The sequence below is a fragment of the Acinetobacter sp. C13 genome (assembly GCF_016809775.1).
GTDB lineage: Bacteria > Pseudomonadota > Gammaproteobacteria > Pseudomonadales > Moraxellaceae > Acinetobacter > Acinetobacter pittii.
Genome location: NZ_JAFBJL010000003.1, coordinates 335367 through 355545 on the forward strand (window position 1 = coordinate 335367; position 20179 = coordinate 355545).

The 20179-nt window shown below is 38.8% G+C and carries 22 protein-coding genes and 1 pseudogene; 15 read left to right on the top strand and 8 right to left on the bottom strand.

Annotated features, from left to right (window positions below):
• Positions 1-23: 23 nt before the first annotated feature.
• The gene (gene rpoZ, locus JGE69_RS11405) at positions 24-302 is read right to left on the bottom strand and encodes a DNA-directed RNA polymerase subunit omega (protein WP_002116990.1); all 279 of its coding nucleotides are present in this window, start codon (positions 300-302) and stop codon (positions 24-26) included.
• A gap of 72 nt (positions 303-374) precedes the next feature.
• Complete coding sequence (gene gmk / locus JGE69_RS11410; RefSeq protein ID WP_002116973.1) at positions 375-1004, bottom strand: guanylate kinase; 630 nt, start codon at positions 1002-1004, stop codon at positions 375-377.
• A 122-nt stretch (positions 1005-1126) separates the two neighbouring features.
• Between gmk and ispH the strand changes: the two genes are divergently transcribed.
• Complete coding sequence (ispH, locus tag JGE69_RS11415; protein WP_032036628.1) at positions 1127-2077, top strand: 4-hydroxy-3-methylbut-2-enyl diphosphate reductase; 951 nt, start codon at positions 1127-1129, stop codon at positions 2075-2077.
• A gap of 12 nt (positions 2078-2089) precedes the next feature.
• Here the strand turns inward: ispH and JGE69_RS18195 are convergent.
• Positions 2090-2338, bottom strand: a pseudogene (locus JGE69_RS18195) (hypothetical protein); the annotation flags it as partial.
• On the opposite strand from JGE69_RS18195, the gene JGE69_RS11420 reads away from it, so the two are divergent.
• The 11 genes from JGE69_RS11420 (at position 2247) to rplS (ending at position 12051) form a co-directional block, all read left to right on the top strand.
• Positions 2247-2696, top strand: a complete 450-nt coding sequence (locus JGE69_RS11420; protein WP_060464981.1) for a Tfp pilus assembly protein FimT/FimU — start codon at positions 2247-2249, stop codon at positions 2694-2696. The pseudogene JGE69_RS18195 and the gene JGE69_RS11420 sit on opposite strands and share 92 nt — an antisense overlap.
• Complete coding sequence (gene pilV / locus JGE69_RS11425; protein ID WP_199113508.1) at positions 2693-3193, top strand: type IV pilus modification protein PilV; 501 nt, start codon at positions 2693-2695, stop codon at positions 3191-3193. The genes JGE69_RS11420 and pilV overlap by 4 nt, the downstream gene beginning before the upstream one ends.
• Position 3194: 1 nt before the next feature.
• On the top strand, positions 3195-4232 hold the full coding sequence (locus tag JGE69_RS11430) for a PilW family protein (RefSeq protein WP_199113509.1): 1038 nt from the start codon (positions 3195-3197) through the stop codon (positions 4230-4232).
• Complete coding sequence (locus JGE69_RS11435; RefSeq protein ID WP_069124535.1) at positions 4229-5011, top strand: pilus assembly PilX N-terminal domain-containing protein; 783 nt, start codon at positions 4229-4231, stop codon at positions 5009-5011. Before JGE69_RS11430 ends, JGE69_RS11435 begins: the two co-directional genes overlap by 4 nt.
• A 14-nt stretch (positions 5012-5025) precedes the next feature.
• Positions 5026-8751: a PilC/PilY family type IV pilus protein gene (locus JGE69_RS11440; protein WP_199113510.1), complete on the top strand. Its 3726-nt coding sequence runs from the start codon at positions 5026-5028 to the stop codon at positions 8749-8751.
• A gap of 13 nt (positions 8752-8764) precedes the next feature.
• A complete protein-coding gene (locus JGE69_RS11445) occupies positions 8765-9241 on the top strand; it encodes a type IV pilin protein (protein ID WP_060464976.1) in 477 nt (158 codons plus the stop codon).
• Positions 9235-9699, top strand: a complete 465-nt coding sequence (locus tag JGE69_RS11450) for a type IV pilin protein (RefSeq protein ID WP_199113511.1) — start codon at positions 9235-9237, stop codon at positions 9697-9699. Before JGE69_RS11445 ends, JGE69_RS11450 begins: the two co-directional genes overlap by 7 nt.
• A gap of 146 nt (positions 9700-9845) precedes the next feature.
• On the top strand, positions 9846-10097 hold the full coding sequence (gene rpsP, locus JGE69_RS11455; protein WP_000260334.1) for a 30S ribosomal protein S16: 252 nt from the start codon (positions 9846-9848) through the stop codon (positions 10095-10097).
• 19 nt (positions 10098-10116) lie between these two features.
• Positions 10117-10665, top strand: coding sequence for a ribosome maturation factor RimM (rimM, locus tag JGE69_RS11460; protein ID WP_002116736.1), 549 nt, complete (start codon positions 10117-10119; stop codon positions 10663-10665).
• 42 nt (positions 10666-10707) lie between these two features.
• Positions 10708-11463: a tRNA (guanosine(37)-N1)-methyltransferase TrmD gene (gene trmD / locus JGE69_RS11465; protein WP_005067137.1), complete on the top strand. Its 756-nt coding sequence runs from the start codon at positions 10708-10710 to the stop codon at positions 11461-11463.
• Between the two features lie 219 nt (positions 11464-11682).
• A complete protein-coding gene (gene rplS, locus JGE69_RS11470) occupies positions 11683-12051 on the top strand; it encodes a 50S ribosomal protein L19 (protein ID WP_002116654.1) in 369 nt (122 codons plus the stop codon).
• Positions 12052-12102: 51 nt separating this feature from the next.
• On the opposite strand, the gene JGE69_RS11475 is transcribed toward rplS, so the two are convergent.
• Complete coding sequence (locus tag JGE69_RS11475; RefSeq protein WP_014207808.1) at positions 12103-13044, bottom strand: lipase family alpha/beta hydrolase; 942 nt, start codon at positions 13042-13044, stop codon at positions 12103-12105.
• A 115-nt stretch (positions 13045-13159) separates the two neighbouring features.
• A complete protein-coding gene (locus tag JGE69_RS11480) occupies positions 13160-14191 on the bottom strand; it encodes a lipase secretion chaperone (RefSeq protein WP_130121771.1) in 1032 nt (343 codons plus the stop codon).
• 153 nt (positions 14192-14344) lie between these two features.
• On the opposite strand from JGE69_RS11480, the gene truB reads away from it, so the two are divergent.
• The 3 genes from truB to JGE69_RS11495 all read left to right on the top strand — a co-directional run bounded on the left by truB (position 14345) and on the right by JGE69_RS11495 (position 16703).
• Positions 14345-15250, top strand: a complete 906-nt coding sequence (truB, locus tag JGE69_RS11485; protein WP_060464971.1) for a tRNA pseudouridine(55) synthase TruB — start codon at positions 14345-14347, stop codon at positions 15248-15250.
• Between the two features lie 19 nt (positions 15251-15269).
• Positions 15270-16046 (top strand): sulfite exporter TauE/SafE family protein, encoded by a 777-nt coding sequence (locus tag JGE69_RS11490; RefSeq protein WP_000525218.1) that lies wholly within the window; start codon positions 15270-15272, stop codon positions 16044-16046.
• 213 nt (positions 16047-16259) lie between these two features.
• Positions 16260-16703, top strand: coding sequence for a hemerythrin domain-containing protein (locus JGE69_RS11495; RefSeq protein ID WP_001019905.1), 444 nt, complete (start codon positions 16260-16262; stop codon positions 16701-16703).
• Between the two features lie 7 nt (positions 16704-16710).
• Here JGE69_RS11495 and JGE69_RS11500 read toward each other — a convergent pair whose 3' ends face one another.
• The 3 genes from JGE69_RS11500 to serA form a co-directional block, all read right to left on the bottom strand.
• Positions 16711-17574, bottom strand: coding sequence for an EamA family transporter (locus JGE69_RS11500; protein ID WP_069124552.1), 864 nt, complete (start codon positions 17572-17574; stop codon positions 16711-16713).
• Positions 17575-17664: 90 nt separating this feature from the next.
• Positions 17665-18549, bottom strand: a complete 885-nt coding sequence (locus JGE69_RS11505) for an EamA family transporter (protein WP_068526927.1) — start codon at positions 18547-18549, stop codon at positions 17665-17667.
• Between the two features lie 98 nt (positions 18550-18647).
• A complete protein-coding gene (gene serA / locus JGE69_RS11510; protein WP_068526928.1) occupies positions 18648-19880 on the bottom strand; it encodes a phosphoglycerate dehydrogenase in 1233 nt (410 codons plus the stop codon).
• Positions 19881-20179: the final 299 nt, after the last annotated feature.

A 20179-nucleotide genomic window follows, 5' to 3' on the forward strand; every position in this document is an offset into this window, starting at 1 on the left:
GTTTTTTTATGAAACAGGGTGAATTAGAAAGAAAAACCTTCTAAATTCAAGCTATTTGTAGAAAGGGCAAGATCAAGACTAGAAGTTTGGTAATCTTGCTCACGTTGTTTAAGAATTTCTTTCGTAACGTGCCCTGCCGCGATTTCGCGCAAAGAAACTACAGTCGGTTTGTCGTTATCCCATTCTACAGTTGGCTCCATGCCTTGACGTGCCAATTGACGAGCACGTTTACTTGCAACGAGCACAAGCTCAAAACGGTTGTCTACATGATCTAAACAATCTTCAACGGTGACGCGTGCCATAAAAGTTCTCGTTTTGGAATGGTGAATTTGAACAGACTAAATAGTATAAAAGGCTTTCGATCTAGACTCAAGCTATTCCTGTTTTGGTTGAGGAGTAATCAAGTCCTGAATTAAAGTTTGATGACGTTTTGCTTGCTGAGATAGCACCAAACGGTTTGCAGTAATCACAGCTTCAAGCTCATGTAAGGCTTTATTAAAATCATCATTAATAATGATGTAATCAAAGTTCGTGTAGTGCTGCATATCTTCTACTGCACAGCTTAAACGATGCTCAATGACTTCAACTGAGTCAGTGCCGCGATTAGATAAACGCTGACGTAGATCAAATTGAGTTGGAGGTAAAATAAATATTTGCTTGGATTCAGGGAAAAGCTTGCGGACTTGTTCTGCACCTTGCCAATCAATTTCAAGTAAGACATCGTGTCCTTGAGCTAACTGTTGTTTTACCGTAGCTTGAGAAGTGCCATAGTAGTTACCAAATACTTCAGCGTATTCGATAAAGCCATCATGGTTGACTTGGTCTAGAAATTCATCTTTCGTAGTGAAGTGATAGTGAACACCATCTAACTCACCGGGACGTTGACCTCGGGTTGTATGCGAGACTGAAACATGTAAATTGCTCACACGGTCAAGCAGGGCTTTTACCAAAGATGTTTTGCCCGTTCCTGATGCAGCAGAAACGACAAACAATAGACCCGACATGATATTTTTCCTGATATGATAAAATATCTTCGCTATTGTAGTGTACCGTGCGTTTAAACTGAATAGTTTTAATTGCAAATATTCAAGAGAAATTCCCCTGTTTTATTAATTTTGAGGCTGTTATGGAAATTGTGTTAGCTAATCCGCGTGGTTTTTGTGCCGGTGTTGATCGAGCCATAGCAATCGTCAATCGGGCTTTAGAATGTTTCAACCCTCCTATTTATGTACGTCATGAAGTTGTACATAATAAATTTGTGGTAGATGACCTGCGTCAAAGAGGGGCCGTTTTTGTTGATGAACTAGATCAGGTTCCAGATGACTCAATTGTAATTTTTAGTGCGCACGGTGTTTCAAAAGCAGTTCAACAAGAAGCTGAACGCCGAGGCTTAAAAGTTTTCGATGCGACTTGTCCTTTAGTGACTAAAGTTCATATTGAAGTGACTAAATATGCGCGTGAAGGTACTGAAGCTATTTTAATTGGTCATGAAGGGCACCCGGAAGTCGAAGGTACAATGGGGCAATATGACAAATTAAAAGGCGGTGATATTTATCTGGTTGAAGATGAAGCTGATGTTGCTGCACTCACCGTACGACATCCTGAAAAGCTTGCATTTGTAACTCAAACAACGCTATCTATTGATGATACAGCTAAAGTTATTGATGCTTTGCGTGCTAAATTTCCGCATATTCAAGGTCCGCGTAAAGATGACATTTGCTACGCTACTCAAAACAGACAAGATGCTGTACGTGATTTAGCTGAGAAGTGTGATGTCGTATTGGTTGTAGGTTCACCTAACTCATCAAATTCAAATCGATTACGTGAGCTTGCAGAGCGTATGGGTAAAGCCGCTTACCTTGTAGATAATGCTGATCAGTTAGAGCAGTCATGGTTCAATGAGACATGTAAAATTGGTGTTACTGCTGGCGCCTCTGCGCCAGAAATTTTGATTAAACAAGTGATTCAACGTTTACAAGATTGGGGTGCTCAAGCGCCGAAAGAATTAGATGGGCGTGAAGAGAACATAACCTTTAGTCTTCCTAAAGAATTACGCATTCATGTGACTCAAGCATAAAGTGTGATGTGTTTAACATACTGATTTTAAAAATTTAAACAGATAATTGTTGATATGACAGTTATCTGTTTTTTTATACCCTTTATCTGCTTTGTATTTGTTTTGTAAACATAAGACGTAAAATTTAATTAATAAATAAAAAATTTTAAAGTTTATTTGGGGTATGGGGATGAGGGGAATTATTCCGCAAGATGGGTTCACCTTGGTTGAGCTTATGGTGACGATTGCGGTCATGGCTATTATTGCGATGATGGCTGCACCACTATTTGGGGATATGTTGATTAACCAAAACTTGAATAAAAGTACGGAAGATCTAATTTCAAGTATAGATCAAGCTCGTATGAAAGCTGTATTAGAGCGTAGACAAATAAAAGTGCAATTAAACTCTACTTATACTGCGGATACTAACAATCAAATCAATTGGATGCCAAGTGGGAAAGCTCAATTAAGGACGGGATCTAATACCTCTTTAATATTTTTGATGTCTGGTTTAGTAAAAGATGCAACCGGAGATACTACATTTGAAATTTGTAATAAAGCAGGTGGTGATAAATCAAAAATTATTAGTGTTTCAAGAATGGGGGTAATTCAGTTAACCATGATGGGAACATGTTCATGAAGAATATTAAGTATCAACAGGGTATGGGGATGATTGAGATTCTAGTTGCTTTACTGATTTTGGCGATTGGGATTTTAGGATTTATTGCTTTGCAATATAGAGCTTTGGAAGCAAGTGCAGAGAGCACATCACGTGTACAAGCAATTACGATCGCTCGGGATATAGCCGAACGGATTAGAGTTAATCGTAATTCTTTATCTATTTATAACCAGCAACTTCAAGATCCTGCTAAGCAAAAAGACTTTATTAAAAATTGCTTTCAGGACAATTGTAATGATACAGATTTAGCAGATTTCGATGTTGCACAGGTTGTTAAAAGTGCGTCTTCTGTAGGCATGACTGTGAATATGGTTGCTTGTCCAAAAACTAATAATCGTCAATGTGTTTATATTGCATGGGGCGATACGAGTGCAACAAATGGCACTAGTCCGGGAGATTGTACTCAAGATACTTCGTATAGCGATAATTCAACTTGTGTGATTATGGAGACCTATTAAAATGATAAAAAATCAAGGTTTTACATTAATTGAACTCATGCTTTCTTTAGCCCTGGGACTTATAATTAGTGCAGCAGCCATACTATTATTTTTAACAAGCCAAAAAAGTTTATCTATGCAACTAGGTGTTTCTGATATACAGGATAATGCTAATTTTGGTCTTAATTATTTAACGCAAGATATTCGTCTTGCCAACTTAAATAATCCCAAAGCAGTTATTAATGACCAAACTGCTTATGGTGGTATTGTCTTAACCTCCGCAATTAATTCAGCTAAAGATGCGGCTAATGAACCACTTAGCAATCTTTATAAAACTATTGTTGGTGTAACTGCTAATACTAATTTACTTTCAAGAAGTAACGGGGATAGTGTTGGTAGTGGTAATGCTTGGACTGGAGCATCAAATGCCCAAAGTAATGGAAGTGATATCACTAGTGACCAACTCGTTATTCAATATATACCGCAATATATAGTTGATACCAAAGGTACAACAACTCAAAATGATGATGAATATAAAGGTGGTATAGATTGTGAAGGAAATAATCTGAGTTTTCCTCTTGCTAGTGGTCGTCAAGTTATTGTTCAGCGTTATTTTTTACGTAAAGACGCCAAAAATAATATTGATGAGCCTAATCAACCCTTGGCACTTGCTTGTGATGCTGGTTATTACTCATTAACCGGTAATCCATCTGCTATAACTCGTTATGGGGATGCAGGTGAAATCGTAATGAAACGTGTGGATTATCTTCGGGTTTTACTTAATGTTCAAGGGGGAACTGGACGACGTTATATTTCAATACATGATTATTTGAATTTGACAGCTCCCCGTCCACGTATTGTTTCTGTACAAATTGGATTATTAACCCGCTCATTGCAACCTGTAGGTGCAGAAGTAGCAATTAAAGATGACCAGCAATTTTCAGTATTAGATCAAACTATCACAGTAAAAAAGCCTGAGAATTCGACCAAGAAATATGTACGTCAAGTGATATCACAAACTATTGCCTTGCGTAATGTAATTGGGGAGCGTGGTGAATGAAACTGAAGCAGAGTGGCTCGGCATTAATTATGGTACTAATTTTTTTAGTCGCAATTATGATTATTGGCACAATAGCAATTCGTAAAGGTTTGATTAATCTAAATATAGCGACAAATAGTCAAGTACAACAATTGATATTGCAAAATTCGGATGCTTCTTTTTTTCAGATAGAGAATCCAACTAACCTAATTCAGAGCTTAAGTGCGACAGGTCTTTTTGGTTATATCAGCAATGAAAATGACAAAAATAAAGAATTAGTCTTTTGTTATCGTGGAGATCAACGCGACTTTTTTAATATTGGGCGTGCCAGTTTAATGCAGTGGGTAGATGGAAATAGTACACCTACTAATAATGCTTTAGGTACAGATGGATATTGTGATGCAGTCGATACAACCAAGAACTGGTTTACCAGTGGTCGTAAAGCAGTCATGACTCAGGTTGCGATTAAATTTTCGACTATTGGGGAGGATGATCCATTTTATGCTCAAACTCGTGGCCTTGATGAAAAAGAAGGACAAGTTCAGGAAGCCAAACGAGTCAAGATCTTTGCTGTGTCATTAATGCCAAGTTTAAGTAGTGTTAATCGGGTTGATATTAACAAGTGTTTACAACAACACATGAGTGAAGTGACACTCCCAGATGGAACGCCAGCACCAGATGTCACTAATAAATCCGACTTAGATAATCCTCTAAAGTCAGTAGCAGAGTGCTTAACCAGCTTAAATGTTCCATTCACTACGAACGTCACTGAATACACTATTGCACAAGATTTTAATTAATTGGGGAAATAATAATGGATAAGAAAGGCTTAAAACTTTTATATCATTCAAAGCTTCTAACAAGTGCAGTAGCCGCTTTATGCACTGGATTAGTAGCGAGTAGCGTAAGTCAGGCTAGCGATATTAAAATTTATCAGGCAGCGACAGCTGGTAATATTACCCTAACACTTATGATTGACACGTCAGGGAGTATGACGGACTCCAATAGTTATGATGGTACAAGTTATACTCGTTTACAGCGAGTTCAAAATGCTATGGTGGACTTATTACAAGGAAGCAATACAGTCACTAAATTATCAGATGATAAGGTAATCGGTCTATCTAGTTTTTATAATAGCTCAGCTGGTTATATTATTTTACCAGCTCAACCTTTAAATACACCCAATGTTATTTATAAGGGTATTTCCTATGCTACTCAACGTGACGCTTTATTAAAGGCTGTAGCAGATTTTAAAGGAACGGGTAGTACTCCTACAGCTAATGCTTATGCTGAGGTTGCTGCTTACATGATGGGAAAAATAACTGGAACGGTTAAATGGTATGGCTGTGGTAGCAGTGGTTCTACCAACCAATATGATTGTCAATCTCTTTTAACAACAACACCTAGTATATCTAACTATTCCACGTCTTCCCCGTCTAATGGGACGGTTTATTATTATATGCAAACAGGAAGTGGCCGTTCTAAAGTAACAACCTATTATTATAAATCGGTTAGTTCAACTGGTAGTGGTTTTGCTTATTCAGCAGATAATACTAAAATTATTGATAAAACTTTATATGAGATGCCCGGGCCTATTCGAGCACAGGTAAATAATACTGGTACTAATACAAATAAATCTTGTAGTGCGCAAGGTATTTATATGTTGACAGATGGTGAACCCAATGGTTCTAGTGTGACAACTGCAAAAGAATTAATGAAAACAGCTTTGACTAGTGGTTATAGTAGTGCTTTAACTTGTTCAGGCACACTATTTAATGCTGCGAATGCTAGTTATTCATCACAGAGTGCTTGGGAATGTATTAGTGATTTTTCACAGCTACTATTAAATAATACTACAGCAGGAAATGTTTCAAGTACGCCAATGAATCCACTGGGATTAAAGATTAGAACTGCTGTAGTGGGTTTTGGTAATGATTATAATAATATGACTTCATATGATGGAACAGATCTTTCTGTAGAAGCTAATCGCTTATTGAACTTAAATAAGATGCTTTTTGGCACTAACACAGCGAATTATAAAACTAGAATAAGTGATATTACATCTGCCTTATTCAATAGCGATGTTAAGAAAGCTGCTGCGTGGGGGATTTATGGACAGGGAGGGTGGTACTCTGGCTCTAGCTCACAAGATGTCGTTAATAGTGTAAATAACTTTATTAAAATCTTATCTAGTGATATTCCGGCAGTAACAACAGGTTCACCCACAATTCCTAAAGATAGTTTGAATCCGGCAGTATTGCAAAAAGAAGCATATTTCCCCCAATTTCAGCCTACACCAGATAAGAAATTTCAACTTTGGGCAGGTAACCTGAAAAAGTATAATGTTGTCAATGGTGTGTTAAAAGATAGGGATGGAACCAATATTATTGAAAGCACAGGTACTATTAAAGCTAATTATGATCTTTGGTCAGAGGCAATCACAAATACTAATATTAATGCTGATGATAGTACAATCGGAAGTAAAAAATTTGCCTTAAAAGGTGGAGCTTGGTCAAAGCTTTTATTAAAAATGAATAGCGATAATTCAGATTCGCAACGTAAATTAGTAACTAATCGTGTTTATAACAGTTCAACAAAGACATTTGATAATAGTAGTGGTGATTTAAAGAAAATCTCTCGAGCTAGTTTACTCGCTGGAGATTATCAAACTGATAGTTATAGGGGCTATTTAATGGCGTTGTTGGGGTATCCAGTTACTAAGGTAGATGCTGAGAATCCCGCTAATATTACCTTGACTTCATTAAGTGCGATGACTACAGAGCTTCGCCAGATTGGTGCTGTGATGCATTCTTCACCATTACTACTTACAAATAGCGGTAAAATTACTTACCTTAACGGTAAAATTGATACTACGGATAGGGAAGATTATGTGCTCTTTGGCACAACACAAGGTTTATTACATGTAGTAAAAGCTGGAAAAAATGATTTAGATAGTGACGGTGGAAAGGAGGTTTTTACCTTCGTGCCAAATGAAATGATTGAAAATCAACCTGCTGCATTTCTCAAAAATGATGTTACCGATGGTGGGATTGACAGCCTTTATTATGGTATCGATGCGCCGTGGACTAGTTATACTGAATATGTATTAGATAGTAGTCGAGAAGGGTTAACTGTTGGAGCAGGTTATCAGTCTGAGACAGGTAAACAGATGGTTTATGGGGGGGTGCGAATGGGGGGGCGTAGTTATTATGCACTCAATTTGCAAGATATGAGTAATCCAAAACTTATGTTTCAAATTTCTCCTAAAGATCAGAAAGTTTATTCGAATGGCACAACTATTAGCTATCCAGAATTACAATATATGGGGCAAAGTTGGTCAAAACCTGCTATCGCATGGGTAAATTGGAAAGAAAAGAATAGTCAAGGAATATTACAAACGAAACGGAAGCGCGTAATGTTCATAGGTGGTGGTTATGATGAAGGTTATGAAAGTGAGACATATAACCCCTCTATTAGCAAAGGCGCAGGCATATATATGTTTGATGCGGATAATGGTAAATTATTATGGTGGGCAAGTGCCAATACTAATAGTGTAACTGCATCATCAGGTGTGGAAAAAATGTATTCTCCTAACTTGCAATATAGTGTTGTAAGTGAAATCCGGACAGAAGACAGAAATGGTGATGGTTTAGTAGATCATCTTTATTTTGGCGATTTAGGTGGACAACTATTCCGTATCGATTTAGATAATGCTGCCGCAACAAATTCAAGCTTTGCCAAGCTGCCAAAATTATTATTGAATTTACATAATGGTGGGACTGGTCCTCGTTTTTATGAAATGCCGGCTTTTTCTATTTATGATTATAATGGCGTAACATTTGCTGTTATTTCAATTGGTAGTGGAGATCGTAGCACTCCTTTGGCATCTAAAACTTCAGGCGACTATGATGCTGTATACAATATCTATGATCGGGATGTGGCAGCGAGAAATTTATATCAATCAAATTATGAATATCAAGATTCAACTGTAATTAGTACTAGTCAGCTTGGTGAAATTACTAATAATAATTGGAATACATATGATGCAGGCGCAATAGCTTTACTTTCCTCTAAACGTGGATGGTTTTATCGTTATAACGGTAGCCAAACAAAAGTATTTTTTACACCAATTGTTCTAAATCATCGTTTATTTGTTTCAACGTTTGATGGAAGTAAAGATGGTTTATCTGGCGATTGTGGAGCAGGGGTAAAGGGAGAAAGCTTTTTAACGCAGTTCTGTATGCCTTTTGGACAATGTAGTCAATCTATTCTAACAGCTGAAAATAGTCATGTGGAATGTGCGCCAGGTGCGGATTGTTCACAAGGTGCTGGTATTCAGGGTACTACAGTAGTAGATGATGGCAAAGAGAATCAGAATAATAATGATGATGATCCTCCCCCTCCTGAAAATCGTAATACTACTAACAATAAAAATTATTGTGTAAATATGGGTAATCGTGGTGTCACGACTATTGGCGGTATTATTGCCTCGAATAGTAGTAAAATGTGTTTAATACCACAGCGCTGGTATGTCCGTTAAGAAGGAATGGGTGATGAAAAGTAAATTCACATATTCTTTCGGCTTTACTCTTATTGAGCTAATGGTTGTAGTAGTGATTGTTGCTATTTTTGCTGCAATTGCATTGCCCTCATATCAAGCATATGTTCTGCGTGCTGATGCTTCGCGTGCAGAACAAAAAATTCAACAAATCGCCATGCAACTCGCGCGTCAGAAATCTAGAAATTTTAATTATAGAGGTTTTTCTACTGGTGCTACCGCACCAGTAATTTTACCTGTTGGAGCGATTGGTAGCGCTATTAAATATCAAATAACGGTAAGAGATGGTGACGATACGACGAAAACTTTAATGGATACTTCGGTTTTAGGGCAAAATTGGGTTATTCGGGCAGAGGCTTCCGATCCTTATAATTTTACTTTTTTATTTAATAGTAGCGGGTTACGTTGTAAGAATAAAGCTGCTGATAATGTTACTTATACAACTTGTGGTACGGGAGGGGAGTCATGGTAATTAAAACAAAAGGCTTTACCTTAATTGAGTTAATGATTGCTATAGCAATTATTGCGATTTTAGCAGCGATAGCTTATCCCTCTTATCAAGAGCATATTCGTCGTACTAAACGTATGGAAATGCAAGCTACTTTGCAACAGATCGCTATGCAGATCCAACGCTACAAAATCGCAAATTTTAAAGTAATAGGTGCAACAAGTTCTGATTTCAATATAGCAGAATCTTATCCAGTACAGGGCAATCCTCTGTATACAGTCGATTTGGCACCTATTACCTCTGGTGCTTTAACTGCTGAAACATGGGTGTTAACTGCGACTCCAATTGTAAAGACTTCACAGTCGGGTGATGGAGATATCGTTTTAAATTATCGTGGTGAGCGTTGCTGGACAAAAGGGACTGATATTAATAGTGGTACCGCTTGTGTTCCTTCCGGAACATCAAATTGGGATGGTCGCTAATTTAAATTTAAAACTGCGGATAACTCAAAAAATAATCTTTCTTTCAGGGCGAAAATCACGTAGAATGTCGCCCTCTATGAAAGGGGTTTGAAGTGTTGCCGATGGTCGGCGCAGGGATAATCCGTAAGAATTATAAGGCTTTTATCATGGTTGTTATTCGTTTAGCACGTGGCGGCGCAAAAAAACGTCCATTCTATCAAATCGTTGTGACTGACAGCCGCAATGCACGTGATGGTCGTTTCATCGAGCGTATCGGTTTCTTTAACCCGACTGCACAAGGTCAAGCAGAAAAACTTCGTTTAGATGCAGACCGTTTTGCTCACTGGGTTTCTCAAGGTGCTCAACCTTCTGAACGTGTTGCTTCTTTAGCTGCTCAAGCTAAAAAAGCTACTGCATAATTTTTGTAGTAGGTAGCCCATGACATCAACACAGAATGTTCCCGAAGATCGTATTCAGATTGGACAGTTACGTTCAGCTTATGGATTGAATGGGTGGCTCTGGGTGTATTCAAATACAGAACCTATGAGCAACATGTTTGACTACCTGCCTTGGTACATTGAGACCAAGGCCGGTTGGCAAACAATAGATGTAAAACGTTGGAAACCACATGGCAAAGGCCTAGTTGTTGCGTTGAAAGGTGTGAGTGATCGCACTGGGGCGGAAAGCTTGGTTGGCGCTAATATCTGGATTGCTAAGTCTCAACTGCCAAAAGCAGATGTAGATGAATACTACTGGTCAGATTTAAAGGGCTTAACTGTGTTAGGTCTTGATGAAGAAGAACAGGAAGTAAACTTAGGGAAAATTCATGAGTTGTTTGAAACTGGAGCCAATGATGTGATGGTGGTGCATGCTACCCCAGACAGCATTGATTCAGAAGAGCGCATGATTCCTTGGCATAAAGATGTAGTACAACGTGTTGATCTTGAAGCTGGTCGTATTTACGTCAATTGGGGCGTAGATTATTAATCCTTTTAGGATTAATACAGCAGGAAAATAGAGGAGTCTGTGATGTTTTTTGCAGTCATTACGCTTTTTCCTGAAATGTTTGAAGCGATTACAGCCTACGGCATCAGCGGACGTGCGGCAAAACGAGATATTGTACAAGTCACTTGTATTAATCCTCGTGATTTTGCTGAGGGAAACTACAGAAGAGTGGATGAACGTCCATTTGGTGGCGGCCCGGGTATGGTGATGATGGCTGAGCCTTTGGCGAAAGCAATTGCACATGCCAAACAGCTTGCCTCACAAGCAGGACATGTTCATGTTCCTGTGGTGTATATGTCCCCACAAGGCAAAACCTTAAATGAACAGGCAGTACAGCAGTTTGTTGATTATGACGGCTTAATTGTACTGTGTGGACGTTATGAAGGAGTCGATGAACGTTTGATCCAGCATTATGTTGATCAAGAATGGTCAATTGGTGATTATGTTCTATCTGGTGGTGAACTGCCCGCTATGGTGTTACTTGACAGTATTATTCGCCGTTTGCCGAATGTAATGTCAGATGAACAATCAGCAGTACAAGATTCTTTTGTTGACGGTCTTTTAGATTGTCCACAATATACAAAGCCTGACCATTTTGAAGGGCTGGATGTGCCAGAGGTATTAAAATCTGGACATCATGGCAATATTGAAAAATGGCGTTTTTTGCAGCGGTATCAAAGAACTCTAGAGCGCCGACCAGAATTGGTCGAAAACGTAGAGTTGACTAAGCAGCAAAAAAAATGGCTAAAAGATACGCAAGAGAATGGTGGTAATTCTTAATCGTTATTCTCAAGAACGAAAGTTCTGCAACAAGACGAGAAGCAATGCTTCGAGTTAAAGCATAATTCTATTTAATGAATAGTTTTATGTAAATTTAAAGGCTCTTTATAGACATATTGTCGTAAAGGGAAAGATAAACGGGTTGATATGCGCTTTAGCCTCTATCCCCAGCGGAAATTCAGACCTCTTCTGACTCCGTACATATTGGAGATTCCCACAATGAGTGGTAAACATCCTTTAGTTCAAGCTGTTGAAAATGCACAGTTAAAATCTGATATCCCTGCTTTTGCTCCTGGTGACACTGTCATCGTTCAAGTAAAAGTAAAAGAGGGTGATCGTGAACGTCTTCAAGCATTTGAAGGTGTTGTAATCGCTAAGAAAAACCGTGGTTTGAACTCTGCGTTCACAGTACGTAAAATTTCTAGCGGTGTTGGTGTTGAGCGTGTATTCCAAACTCACTCACCAGTTGTTGCTAAAATCGAAGTGAAACGTCGTGGTGACGTTCGTCGTGCTAAACTTTACTACCTTCGTGACTTGTCTGGTAAAGCTGCACGTATTCGTGAAAAATTACCAGCTCGTAAAGCGTAAGCTTATAGCGAGTAAAAAAATGCGCCTTTTGGCGCATTTTTTGTTTAAAAACTATAGTCCTTGAAGTTTCAAACGGTTTGCATGTTGACGGTAAACTGATACAGGGTCGGAAGCAAAAATAGAGCGTATACCAAGCACTTGGTTTACTTCATCTAAATGATTCCAGTTGTAATCATCACGAATTGTTTTACCAAATTTGGCACTGCATCGGGAAACAAGTCCATCATTATCACCAAATGGATCGACCACTAAACTGCTGCCTGTAAGAGCAATATCAAATGGATCTAATGGGTTGGTCAGCGCTTTATTCCCCGAGAAAGAATACATATAAATACCTTTCTCTTGGTATGTCCCTTCACCACAAGAAGTAGTTGGTACACCCATAGGGAACTGAGCATTAAATTGAGCTGAACCTTGCGTAGATAAGCTATGAGCACCTGCTAAAGAGTCGTGCGGATAGCTTGTTGGGTCTAGGCCTCCTGCCCAAGTAATGGCTGCTGAAAACCAGTTTACTAATGTTGCCAGTCCAGACAGAGGAGTACCCTCAACGTTCAAGATCACATCTGCCATTGGTGATCCCTTATGAGGCGCACCAATTGTAGTGAGTGAGGCAACTTTCTCTGGCATGATACCGGCCACATAGCGAATTGTCGGGCCCCCATGGCTATGACCTATCAAGTTGACTTTAGGTTTACCAGTAATGGCAATAATCTCTTCTACTTGCTGGGCAAGTTGTTCACCACGCACTTCAGTTGAGTTAAAAGGTGACACTCTGGTTGCCCAGACATTTCCACCATTACGAGCCAGATCAGGAAGGATTTGGTACCAGTAATCGAGACCAAGTGTATCTGTCCCAACTCGGTTAAAACCTGCCATACCGTGGTTAAAAACCAGTGGATATTTGGTTTGTGCATAAGATGAATAGACGAACGAGTTTTTAACTTGTTCAGCATTTGTGGCATGGGCCGCTGAAATACTCAATCCTGAGAGCATTGCAGCGCAAAAAAACGTTAACTTTCTTTTCATTTTTTACTCACTATTTTTATTTTGTATGAAAAGCAGCTTCTTACTGCTAGTGCTTGTTTAGTCAGTTCCTAATAGGAAAGACTTAATAATTAAATGGCAGTTCACCTCCCTGATCATGGACCGTTTCAAAAGTTCGCAATCTTAATTGTTCTTGTGATGAGTTAAATTGTTGTTGGCGTAATTGTTGTATGGCTTGGCTTTTAGCACTATCACTCATGTTACTTTTAATAATTTCATCTCGTCCACTCAAGTAACTTGTGACCCTTTGTTGCCAAGCACTACGCTGTGTATCTAAAGTTTCTAGCCTTTGAGTTGCTTCAGCTCCGACGAGTGCTGTACGCATTTGTCTAAGCTCTTCTGCTGAACCATGACGTGCTTTAATTTGTTTGGTCAGTGCATGTAAGTCATCAAGTTTAGAAAGTTCTTGTAGGTTTTGCTGCCAGTCTTCAGGAAGTTCTTCAAAACGTTCTTTAAGCTTTTGAGCCTTTTCAATTTCGCTTAAAGAAGAGTCCTCAAGTATTTGCATACGATCTAGCGTGTAGTTCTGATATATATCTTCATTTGAGAAGAGCCCTTCAATTTCAGCGGCCGAAAAGAAACGTTTCCTTAAATCTTGAATTGAATTAAATATCTTTTGAAAATAATTTTTATCTTGTTGTTTTGATGGAGGTGTTTGGATTTGAGCAAGCTGTTCACGGTATTTTAAGTAGCGGGTCCATAAATCCAGAATCTGTGAGCGAGCTGGCTCTAAATATTTCCCCTGAATAAATTGTCCAAAGTGATTTTTAATTTGCTCTAAATCATTTTCTCCATATTGAGTAATAAAATATTCAAAGCAGTCACGAGTTTGACTGTTAACAACCAAATGTTGGGAACTATCAATTTTTAACTGACAGTTAACTTCAGTATCTTGCTGACTTTTACTATGGTAAGCATCTGCATTTAGCGATGAATGATTTGTAGGTAGAGCTGATGCTAAATTTTGAGCTGTCTTTTCACTGACTTGGGGTGATGTGTTTTTTGAATCAGGACTTAACCAATATACACATGCAATGAGGCTCAAAATAAAAAATCCGAGCACGCACCACAATACCTTCTTCTGCATCCCTTGCATAAAGATATCTTCCTTAAGTTTTAATTTGTTGTTTTTTTACTCGATCATTAATGTGCCATAAAATAAGTGAAAAGGCACCTAAATATTATGAAAATATCTTGCCGAATTTGCTAACATGTCGGCACTTTTTTCTAGCTTTGTGTTCCAGTAAAAATGACGACAAAAAATCAAAAAATTTCTCGTCGCCATATCAGTGGTGTATTTCTATTAAATAAACCATTAGGCTTAAGTTCAAATGCCGCTTTGCAAAAAGTGCGTTGGTTATATCGCGCCCAAAAAGCAGGCCATACTGGAGCGTTAGACCCCTTGGCGACAGGTTTGCTCCCGATTTGTTTGGGAGAGGCCACTAAATTCTCACATTATTTGCTGGACTCAACAAAGCGCTATCAGACCACTGTTCGATTGGGGCAGACCACAACAACAGGTGACGTGGAAGGGGATATTTTACAAGAACGTTCTGTCCCTGTTCTTAACCAAGAACTTATTGAACAAACTTTAGAAAAGTTTAGAGGCGATATTCAACAAGTTCCGCCCATGTATTCGGCTTTGAAAAAAGAAGGTAAGCCGTTATATGAGTTGGCGAGAAAAGGTATAGAGATTGAGCGAGAGGCGCGTCCAGTCACGATTTATGCTTTAGAGCTTATTGAGTTTACCGAAAATAGTATCACTCTGGATGTAACCTGCTCTAAAGGGACATACATCCGTGTATTAGGTGAAGATATTGGTGAAGCACTCGGTTGTGGTGGGCATTTAACGATGCTGAACCGGACTCAAACAGGACATTTTGAGCTTATACCGAGCTATACCATTGAATATCTGGAAAGTTTAACAGAAGAGCAAAGAGAAGCTTTGTTACTTCCAGTTTATGCACCAGTTGACCATTTCTTAAAAATTCAGGTTCCAGAAGGGCGTGAAAAATATTTTTGCAACGGTTTAGAAAGCAATATTGAACATTCTGCAGAAGCAGAAGTTTTGGTGTTTTCGGGTGAGCGCTGTTTAGGCTTAGCCGAGATTACCGATAAAAAACGGTTGGTACCTAAGCGTATCTTAAATTTGTAGTAGATGTAGAGTATAGAGCATGGGCATGGAATGGGACGTTATCCTTAGTTTGATCTTTTTTGCGTTTACTGCGGGAGCAATTGATGCTGCTGTGGGTGGCGGTGGACTCATCCAGATTCCCGGGATCATGAGCACTTTTCCTAACATGTCGACTGCTACGGTGATTGGTACCAATAAAGTCTCATCCATTTTTGGTACAGCGTCGGCGGCTTATACATTTGCTAAAAAAGTAAAGTTGCAATGGAAGCTTTTAGCCGTTATTGCCATTTGTGCCTTGATTAGTTCTTTTGCCGGCGCGGCATGCTTATCACTTATTCCTCAATCGGTATTGCGTCCTTTCGTTTTCGTAATGTTGATTGTGATTGCGATTTATACCCTAGTTAAAAAGAACTTCGGTCAAGTTCATACCGAGCAAAAAATTACCACGAAAATGTTAATTTTAGCTGGTATCGGTAGTTTGGCAATTGGTTTTTACGACGGTATTTTTGGGCCAGGTACAGGTAGTTTCTTTATTTTCTTCTTTATCCGTTTTTTACAAGTTGATTTCTTGCATGCTTCAGCTTTGTCAAAAATCGGTAATTTTATGACTAACTTAGCTGCGCTGAGTTTCCTCATCCCAACTGGTCACGCTATTTTACATATTGGTTTGATGATGGCAGCGGCTAACGTGCTAGGTTCTATTGTTGGGGTACGTACTGCGCTTAAATACGGCAGTGGTTTTGTGCGAATTATCTTTTTAATTTTGGTAAGTATTCTGATTTGCCGTTTGGGCTATCAAATGTTTGTTACGGGTTAAATAAGATTAAAAAAGTATGAGCTGTCCCTAAAATGCAGTTCATACTTTTTTGTATCATTTGAAATTAGAAATATAAAAATCATTACAGAAGTTTACTAGAAAGAAAACTGTGTAAAAAATAGTCTCATTTTAAGCTACTTAAACATTATAAATTTCAACGTATGATAAACCTTGAAATAAAAAAGATTTTTTAGCTAAAAAATGAGGAAGAGAATGAATATTTTCGAAGCATTAAGAGAAAGCCACGAAAATCAACGTAACCTTTCTGAACAACTTATTCAGACACATGGTTTAACTGAAGAAAGAAAAGAACTATTTGATGCATTAAAAAATGAACTTTATGCCCATTCAGTTGCCGAAGACCGTTACCTCTATATTCCTTTAATGTTTGACGATGTCGGTTTAGATATTACGAGACATGCTTTATCTGAGCATCACGAAATGGATGAGTTGGTTGAGCAGCTCGAAAAAACCGATATGAGTAGCCCAAGCTGGTTAGCAACCGCCAAACAGTTGAGTGAAAAAGTCCATCATCATTTAAAAGAAGAAGAGCATAAGTTTTTCCAGCAAGCCGGAAAAATTCTTAAAGACAGCGAAAAAGAGACACTCGGCAATAAATATTTAAAGGAATATAAAAAGTATAAAAAGCAGCAGTAGAGTAAACCTATACAGCTTTTTTAGTACTTCTTAAAGTAACACCAATAGAGGCCAACATTACGCAAGCCAAAGCCACCCATTGCAGCATGCTGATTTCTTCGTGAAGTAATAAGAAACCCGTTAATGCTGCCAATGCTGGTGCTAAACTCGTTAGAGTCCCGTAAGTTAATTTATTGAGTTGTTTGAGAGCCATTAAGTCGAGTGCATATGGAATTGCAGTCGCTAACACCGCAATAAGTAAGGCTTTACCCCAGTACTGTGTCTCAAGTAATGCAGGAGCATTATGCCAGATTCCAATTGGCAATAAGGCAAGTGCAGATACACCGATCCCAATCGTTAATGCATGCATCCCGATATTTTGGGTCACAACTTTATGACCGAAATAGATATAGAAGGCCCAGCAAAGTCCGGCACCTAGCGCACATGCTGCACCTACATACGAGAAATGGTGTTGAATAGGGTTTTGCCAAGGTACCATGAGTGCAATGCCTAACATGGCCAGTGCTACCCAAATGTAGTCGCTCTTTTGTTTAATAGAAAGAAGCGCAAGACCCAATGGACCAATAAACTCTAATCCAACAGCAATACCTTGGGGTAATTTTCCAAGTGAGGTATAAAATAGGATATTCATTAAGCCTAAAGATGCGCAGTACATCAATAAATCACGCCATTTTAAATAGGGTAAGCGTGACCAGATTTTCCAAGATCGGAACATAATTGCGACAATAACGGTTGCAAAACTCAGCCTTAAAACTGTAACGGTGAGAGGGTCTAATGTTGCAATGAGCTGCTTAGCAAATGAAGCGCTGATTTGATATGAGACCATCGACAAAATCATATACAGCACAGCAATAATTGGAAGATTTTGCATGGAAAATACTCTAGCGCTTCATCTGATGTCTAAAAATAATGGTGGACAATTATAACGAATACTGTGTTTTAGCTGGCAAATTTCATTAAATTAACTTGCTACTTTTTCACGTTCTTGGCGAGCTTTTTGGGTGGTTACGGTACAACCAACAGAGGCAGTGATAATGGTTGCAAGTGCTAGCCATTGGTTCCATAAAAGATATTCACCCAAGAAGATAAAGCCAGATAGTGCTGCAACTGCGGGCTCTAGGCTCATTAATGTTCCAAAGCTTAAAGGTGTCAAATTGCGCAGTGCTAACATTTCTAAAGAGAATGGAAGAGCACTGGCTAAAATGGCCAAACCAATAAAATAAAAAAGATAGGGAAGTTCTATAACTTGTGCAATTGAGCCTGAAAAAAAGGTAATGGGTAATAATATGCATGCACCTACACTCATTCCCAAGCACACCGTATGATTACCTGAAATACCAGAAGGTTTCTGGCCGGCAATAATATAAAGCGCCCAACAAGCCCCTGCACTAATTGCAAATAAAACGCCGATCCAATCTAGACTATGTGCCTGATTAAAAGGGAAAAGTAAAATCAGCCCAATAATTGCGAAGCTGACCCAAACAAAATCATATTTTTGGCGTGCGTGGTATAACGCTACACTTAAAGGGCCAATAAATTCAAAAGCAACCGCGATCCCAATCGGTAAGCGTTCGATCGACAGATAAAATAAGGCGTTCATGCCTGCAAGCGCAAATCCATAAGCTAAAATTGCTTTCCATCGAACCTGACTAAAATTAATTCGCCAAATTCTAAAAATAAAGGCAAGAATAATAGCACCTAAACATAGGCGCATTGCTGAAACAGTCAGTACAGGGAAGTTCTGAAATAAAATTTTAGCTAAAGATGCGCTACTTTGAACGCTTAACATAGCAAGAATAAGAAAACCCAAAGCATGTAGCTGAGATTTCTGGTTTAAAGTGGACATTTTATTATTTGATCAATTGGTATACTTTTCACATGATAATGTAAATGCCCATAAAAAAGCCACAGACAATGCTGTGGCTTTTGAATTTACAGTTCGTATTAGAACAATACGCGCACGCGAATTGTACCTTCAACTTCATGCAACATATCTAAAGCTTCTTGAGAAGCAGAAGCGTCAACATCCATTACGAGGTAACCGATGTCACCTTTAGTCATAAGTGACTGACCAGAAATGTTGATGCCTTGTTCAGCAAACAAGTTGTTGATTTTAGACAATACACCTGGCACGTTTTTGTGGATGTGCAATAAACGGTGTTGGCCAGCTGTCAATGGTAACGCGATTTCCGGGAAGTTCACCGCAGAAAGTGTCATACCTTTGTCAGAGTAAGCAACAAATTTCTCTGCAACTTCTAAACCGATGTTTGCTTGCGCTTCCATGGTTGAACCACCAACGTGAGGAGTTAAAATCACGTTGTCTAAGCCGCGAAGTGGAGATTGGAATTCTTCACCATTTGCTTTTGGTTCTTTCGGGAATACGTCAACCGCTGCACCAGCAATATGACCAGACCTGATTGCATCAGCTAAATCTTCAATCACTACACATGTACCACGTGCAGCATTTAAGAAGATCGCGCCTTCTTTCATTTTCGCAAATTGTTCTTTAGTGAAGAAGTTACGTGTAGACGGAACATCTGGCACATGCAACGTTACAACATCTGCAGTTGCTAAAAGTTCATCTAAAGAACCAACTTGGCGAGCATTACCCATTGGTAATTTCGTTACTGCATCATAATAAATAACATGCATACCCATGCTTTCAGCAAGAACTGAAAGTTGAGAACCGATGGAACCGTAACCCACAATACCTAAAGTTTTGCCACGAGTTTCAAAAGAACCGACAGCAGACTTGTCCCAACCACCACGATGACAAGCCGCCGATTTTTCAGGAACACGGCGAAGAAGAAGAATCGTTTCAGCAAGTACAAGCTCTGCAACCGAACGCGTATTTGAATACGGTGCGTTGAATACAGGAATACCACGTGCCATTGCTGCTTTAAGATCAACTTGGTTTGTTCCGATACAGAAACAACCTACTGCGATCAATTTATTTGCAGCTTCGAAAACTTCTTCAGTCAATTGGGTACGCGAACGAATACCAATAAAGTGAGCATCTTTAATTGCTTCTTTAAGCGCTTCGCCTTCAAGAGCAGTTTTACGATAGTCAATATTGGTGTAACCCGCAGCGTTTAAAGTATCGACTGCGTTTTGGTGAACGCCTTCTAACAAAAGGAAACGGATTTTATCTTTAGGTAGTGAAAGATGTTGGCTCATTACGGCTCCGCTACAAAGGCCAAATTTGGTGGCGGTATAATAACATACTGGGCAGCGCTATAGATATTTCGTTTATACCATCGCCTTATGGCAATTTTATCTATGTCTAATCACTTCTGTTTATGGCTTGTCGAGCATTTTAAAATATGCTTGGTAGGGGGATAAATGTGATTTTTCTCTGAAAGCCCCATAGAAAGTATTTATTTACGTTAAACATGTTTTGTAGTGACAGTATCTCTATTCTGAACTTTATCGCTTGCGCGGATACATGTAGAATATAGGAGTTCCTTGAACATTAT

What these genes read in the sequence shown, in the direction of transcription:
- rpoZ (WP_002116990.1), bottom strand. Translation starts at nt 302, where the DNA reads ATGGCACGCGTCACCGTTGAAGATTGTTTAGATCATGTAGACAACCGT.
- gmk (WP_002116973.1), bottom strand. Translation starts at nt 1,004, where the DNA reads ATGTCGGGTCTATTGTTTGTCGTTTCTGCTGCATCAGGAACGGGCAAA.
- ispH (WP_032036628.1), top strand. Translation starts at nt 1,127, where the DNA reads ATGGAAATTGTGTTAGCTAATCCGCGTGGTTTTTGTGCCGGTGTTGAT.
- JGE69_RS11420 (WP_060464981.1), top strand. Translation starts at nt 2,247, where the DNA reads ATGAGGGGAATTATTCCGCAAGATGGGTTCACCTTGGTTGAGCTTATG.
- pilV (WP_199113508.1), top strand. Translation starts at nt 2,693, where the DNA reads ATGAAGAATATTAAGTATCAACAGGGTATGGGGATGATTGAGATTCTA.
- JGE69_RS11430 (WP_199113509.1), top strand. Translation starts at nt 3,195, where the DNA reads ATGATAAAAAATCAAGGTTTTACATTAATTGAACTCATGCTTTCTTTA.
- JGE69_RS11435 (WP_069124535.1), top strand. Translation starts at nt 4,229, where the DNA reads ATGAAACTGAAGCAGAGTGGCTCGGCATTAATTATGGTACTAATTTTT.
- JGE69_RS11440 (WP_199113510.1), top strand. Translation starts at nt 5,026, where the DNA reads ATGGATAAGAAAGGCTTAAAACTTTTATATCATTCAAAGCTTCTAACA.
- JGE69_RS11445 (WP_060464976.1), top strand. Translation starts at nt 8,765, where the DNA reads ATGAAAAGTAAATTCACATATTCTTTCGGCTTTACTCTTATTGAGCTA.
- JGE69_RS11450 (WP_199113511.1), top strand. Translation starts at nt 9,235, where the DNA reads ATGGTAATTAAAACAAAAGGCTTTACCTTAATTGAGTTAATGATTGCT.
- rpsP (WP_000260334.1), top strand. Translation starts at nt 9,846, where the DNA reads ATGGTTGTTATTCGTTTAGCACGTGGCGGCGCAAAAAAACGTCCATTC.
- rimM (WP_002116736.1), top strand. Translation starts at nt 10,117, where the DNA reads ATGACATCAACACAGAATGTTCCCGAAGATCGTATTCAGATTGGACAG.
- trmD (WP_005067137.1), top strand. Translation starts at nt 10,708, where the DNA reads ATGTTTTTTGCAGTCATTACGCTTTTTCCTGAAATGTTTGAAGCGATT.
- rplS (WP_002116654.1), top strand. Translation starts at nt 11,683, where the DNA reads ATGAGTGGTAAACATCCTTTAGTTCAAGCTGTTGAAAATGCACAGTTA.
- JGE69_RS11475 (WP_014207808.1), bottom strand. Translation starts at nt 13,044, where the DNA reads ATGCTCTCAGGATTGAGTATTTCAGCGGCCCATGCCACAAATGCTGAA.
- JGE69_RS11480 (WP_130121771.1), bottom strand. Translation starts at nt 14,191, where the DNA reads ATGCAAGGGATGCAGAAGAAGGTATTGTGGTGCGTGCTCGGATTTTTT.
- truB (WP_060464971.1), top strand. Translation starts at nt 14,345, where the DNA reads ATGACGACAAAAAATCAAAAAATTTCTCGTCGCCATATCAGTGGTGTA.
- JGE69_RS11490 (WP_000525218.1), top strand. Translation starts at nt 15,270, where the DNA reads ATGGGCATGGAATGGGACGTTATCCTTAGTTTGATCTTTTTTGCGTTT.
- JGE69_RS11495 (WP_001019905.1), top strand. Translation starts at nt 16,260, where the DNA reads ATGAATATTTTCGAAGCATTAAGAGAAAGCCACGAAAATCAACGTAAC.
- JGE69_RS11500 (WP_069124552.1), bottom strand. Translation starts at nt 17,574, where the DNA reads ATGCAAAATCTTCCAATTATTGCTGTGCTGTATATGATTTTGTCGATG.
- JGE69_RS11505 (WP_068526927.1), bottom strand. Translation starts at nt 18,549, where the DNA reads ATGTCCACTTTAAACCAGAAATCTCAGCTACATGCTTTGGGTTTTCTT.
- serA (WP_068526928.1), bottom strand. Translation starts at nt 19,880, where the DNA reads ATGAGCCAACATCTTTCACTACCTAAAGATAAAATCCGTTTCCTTTTG.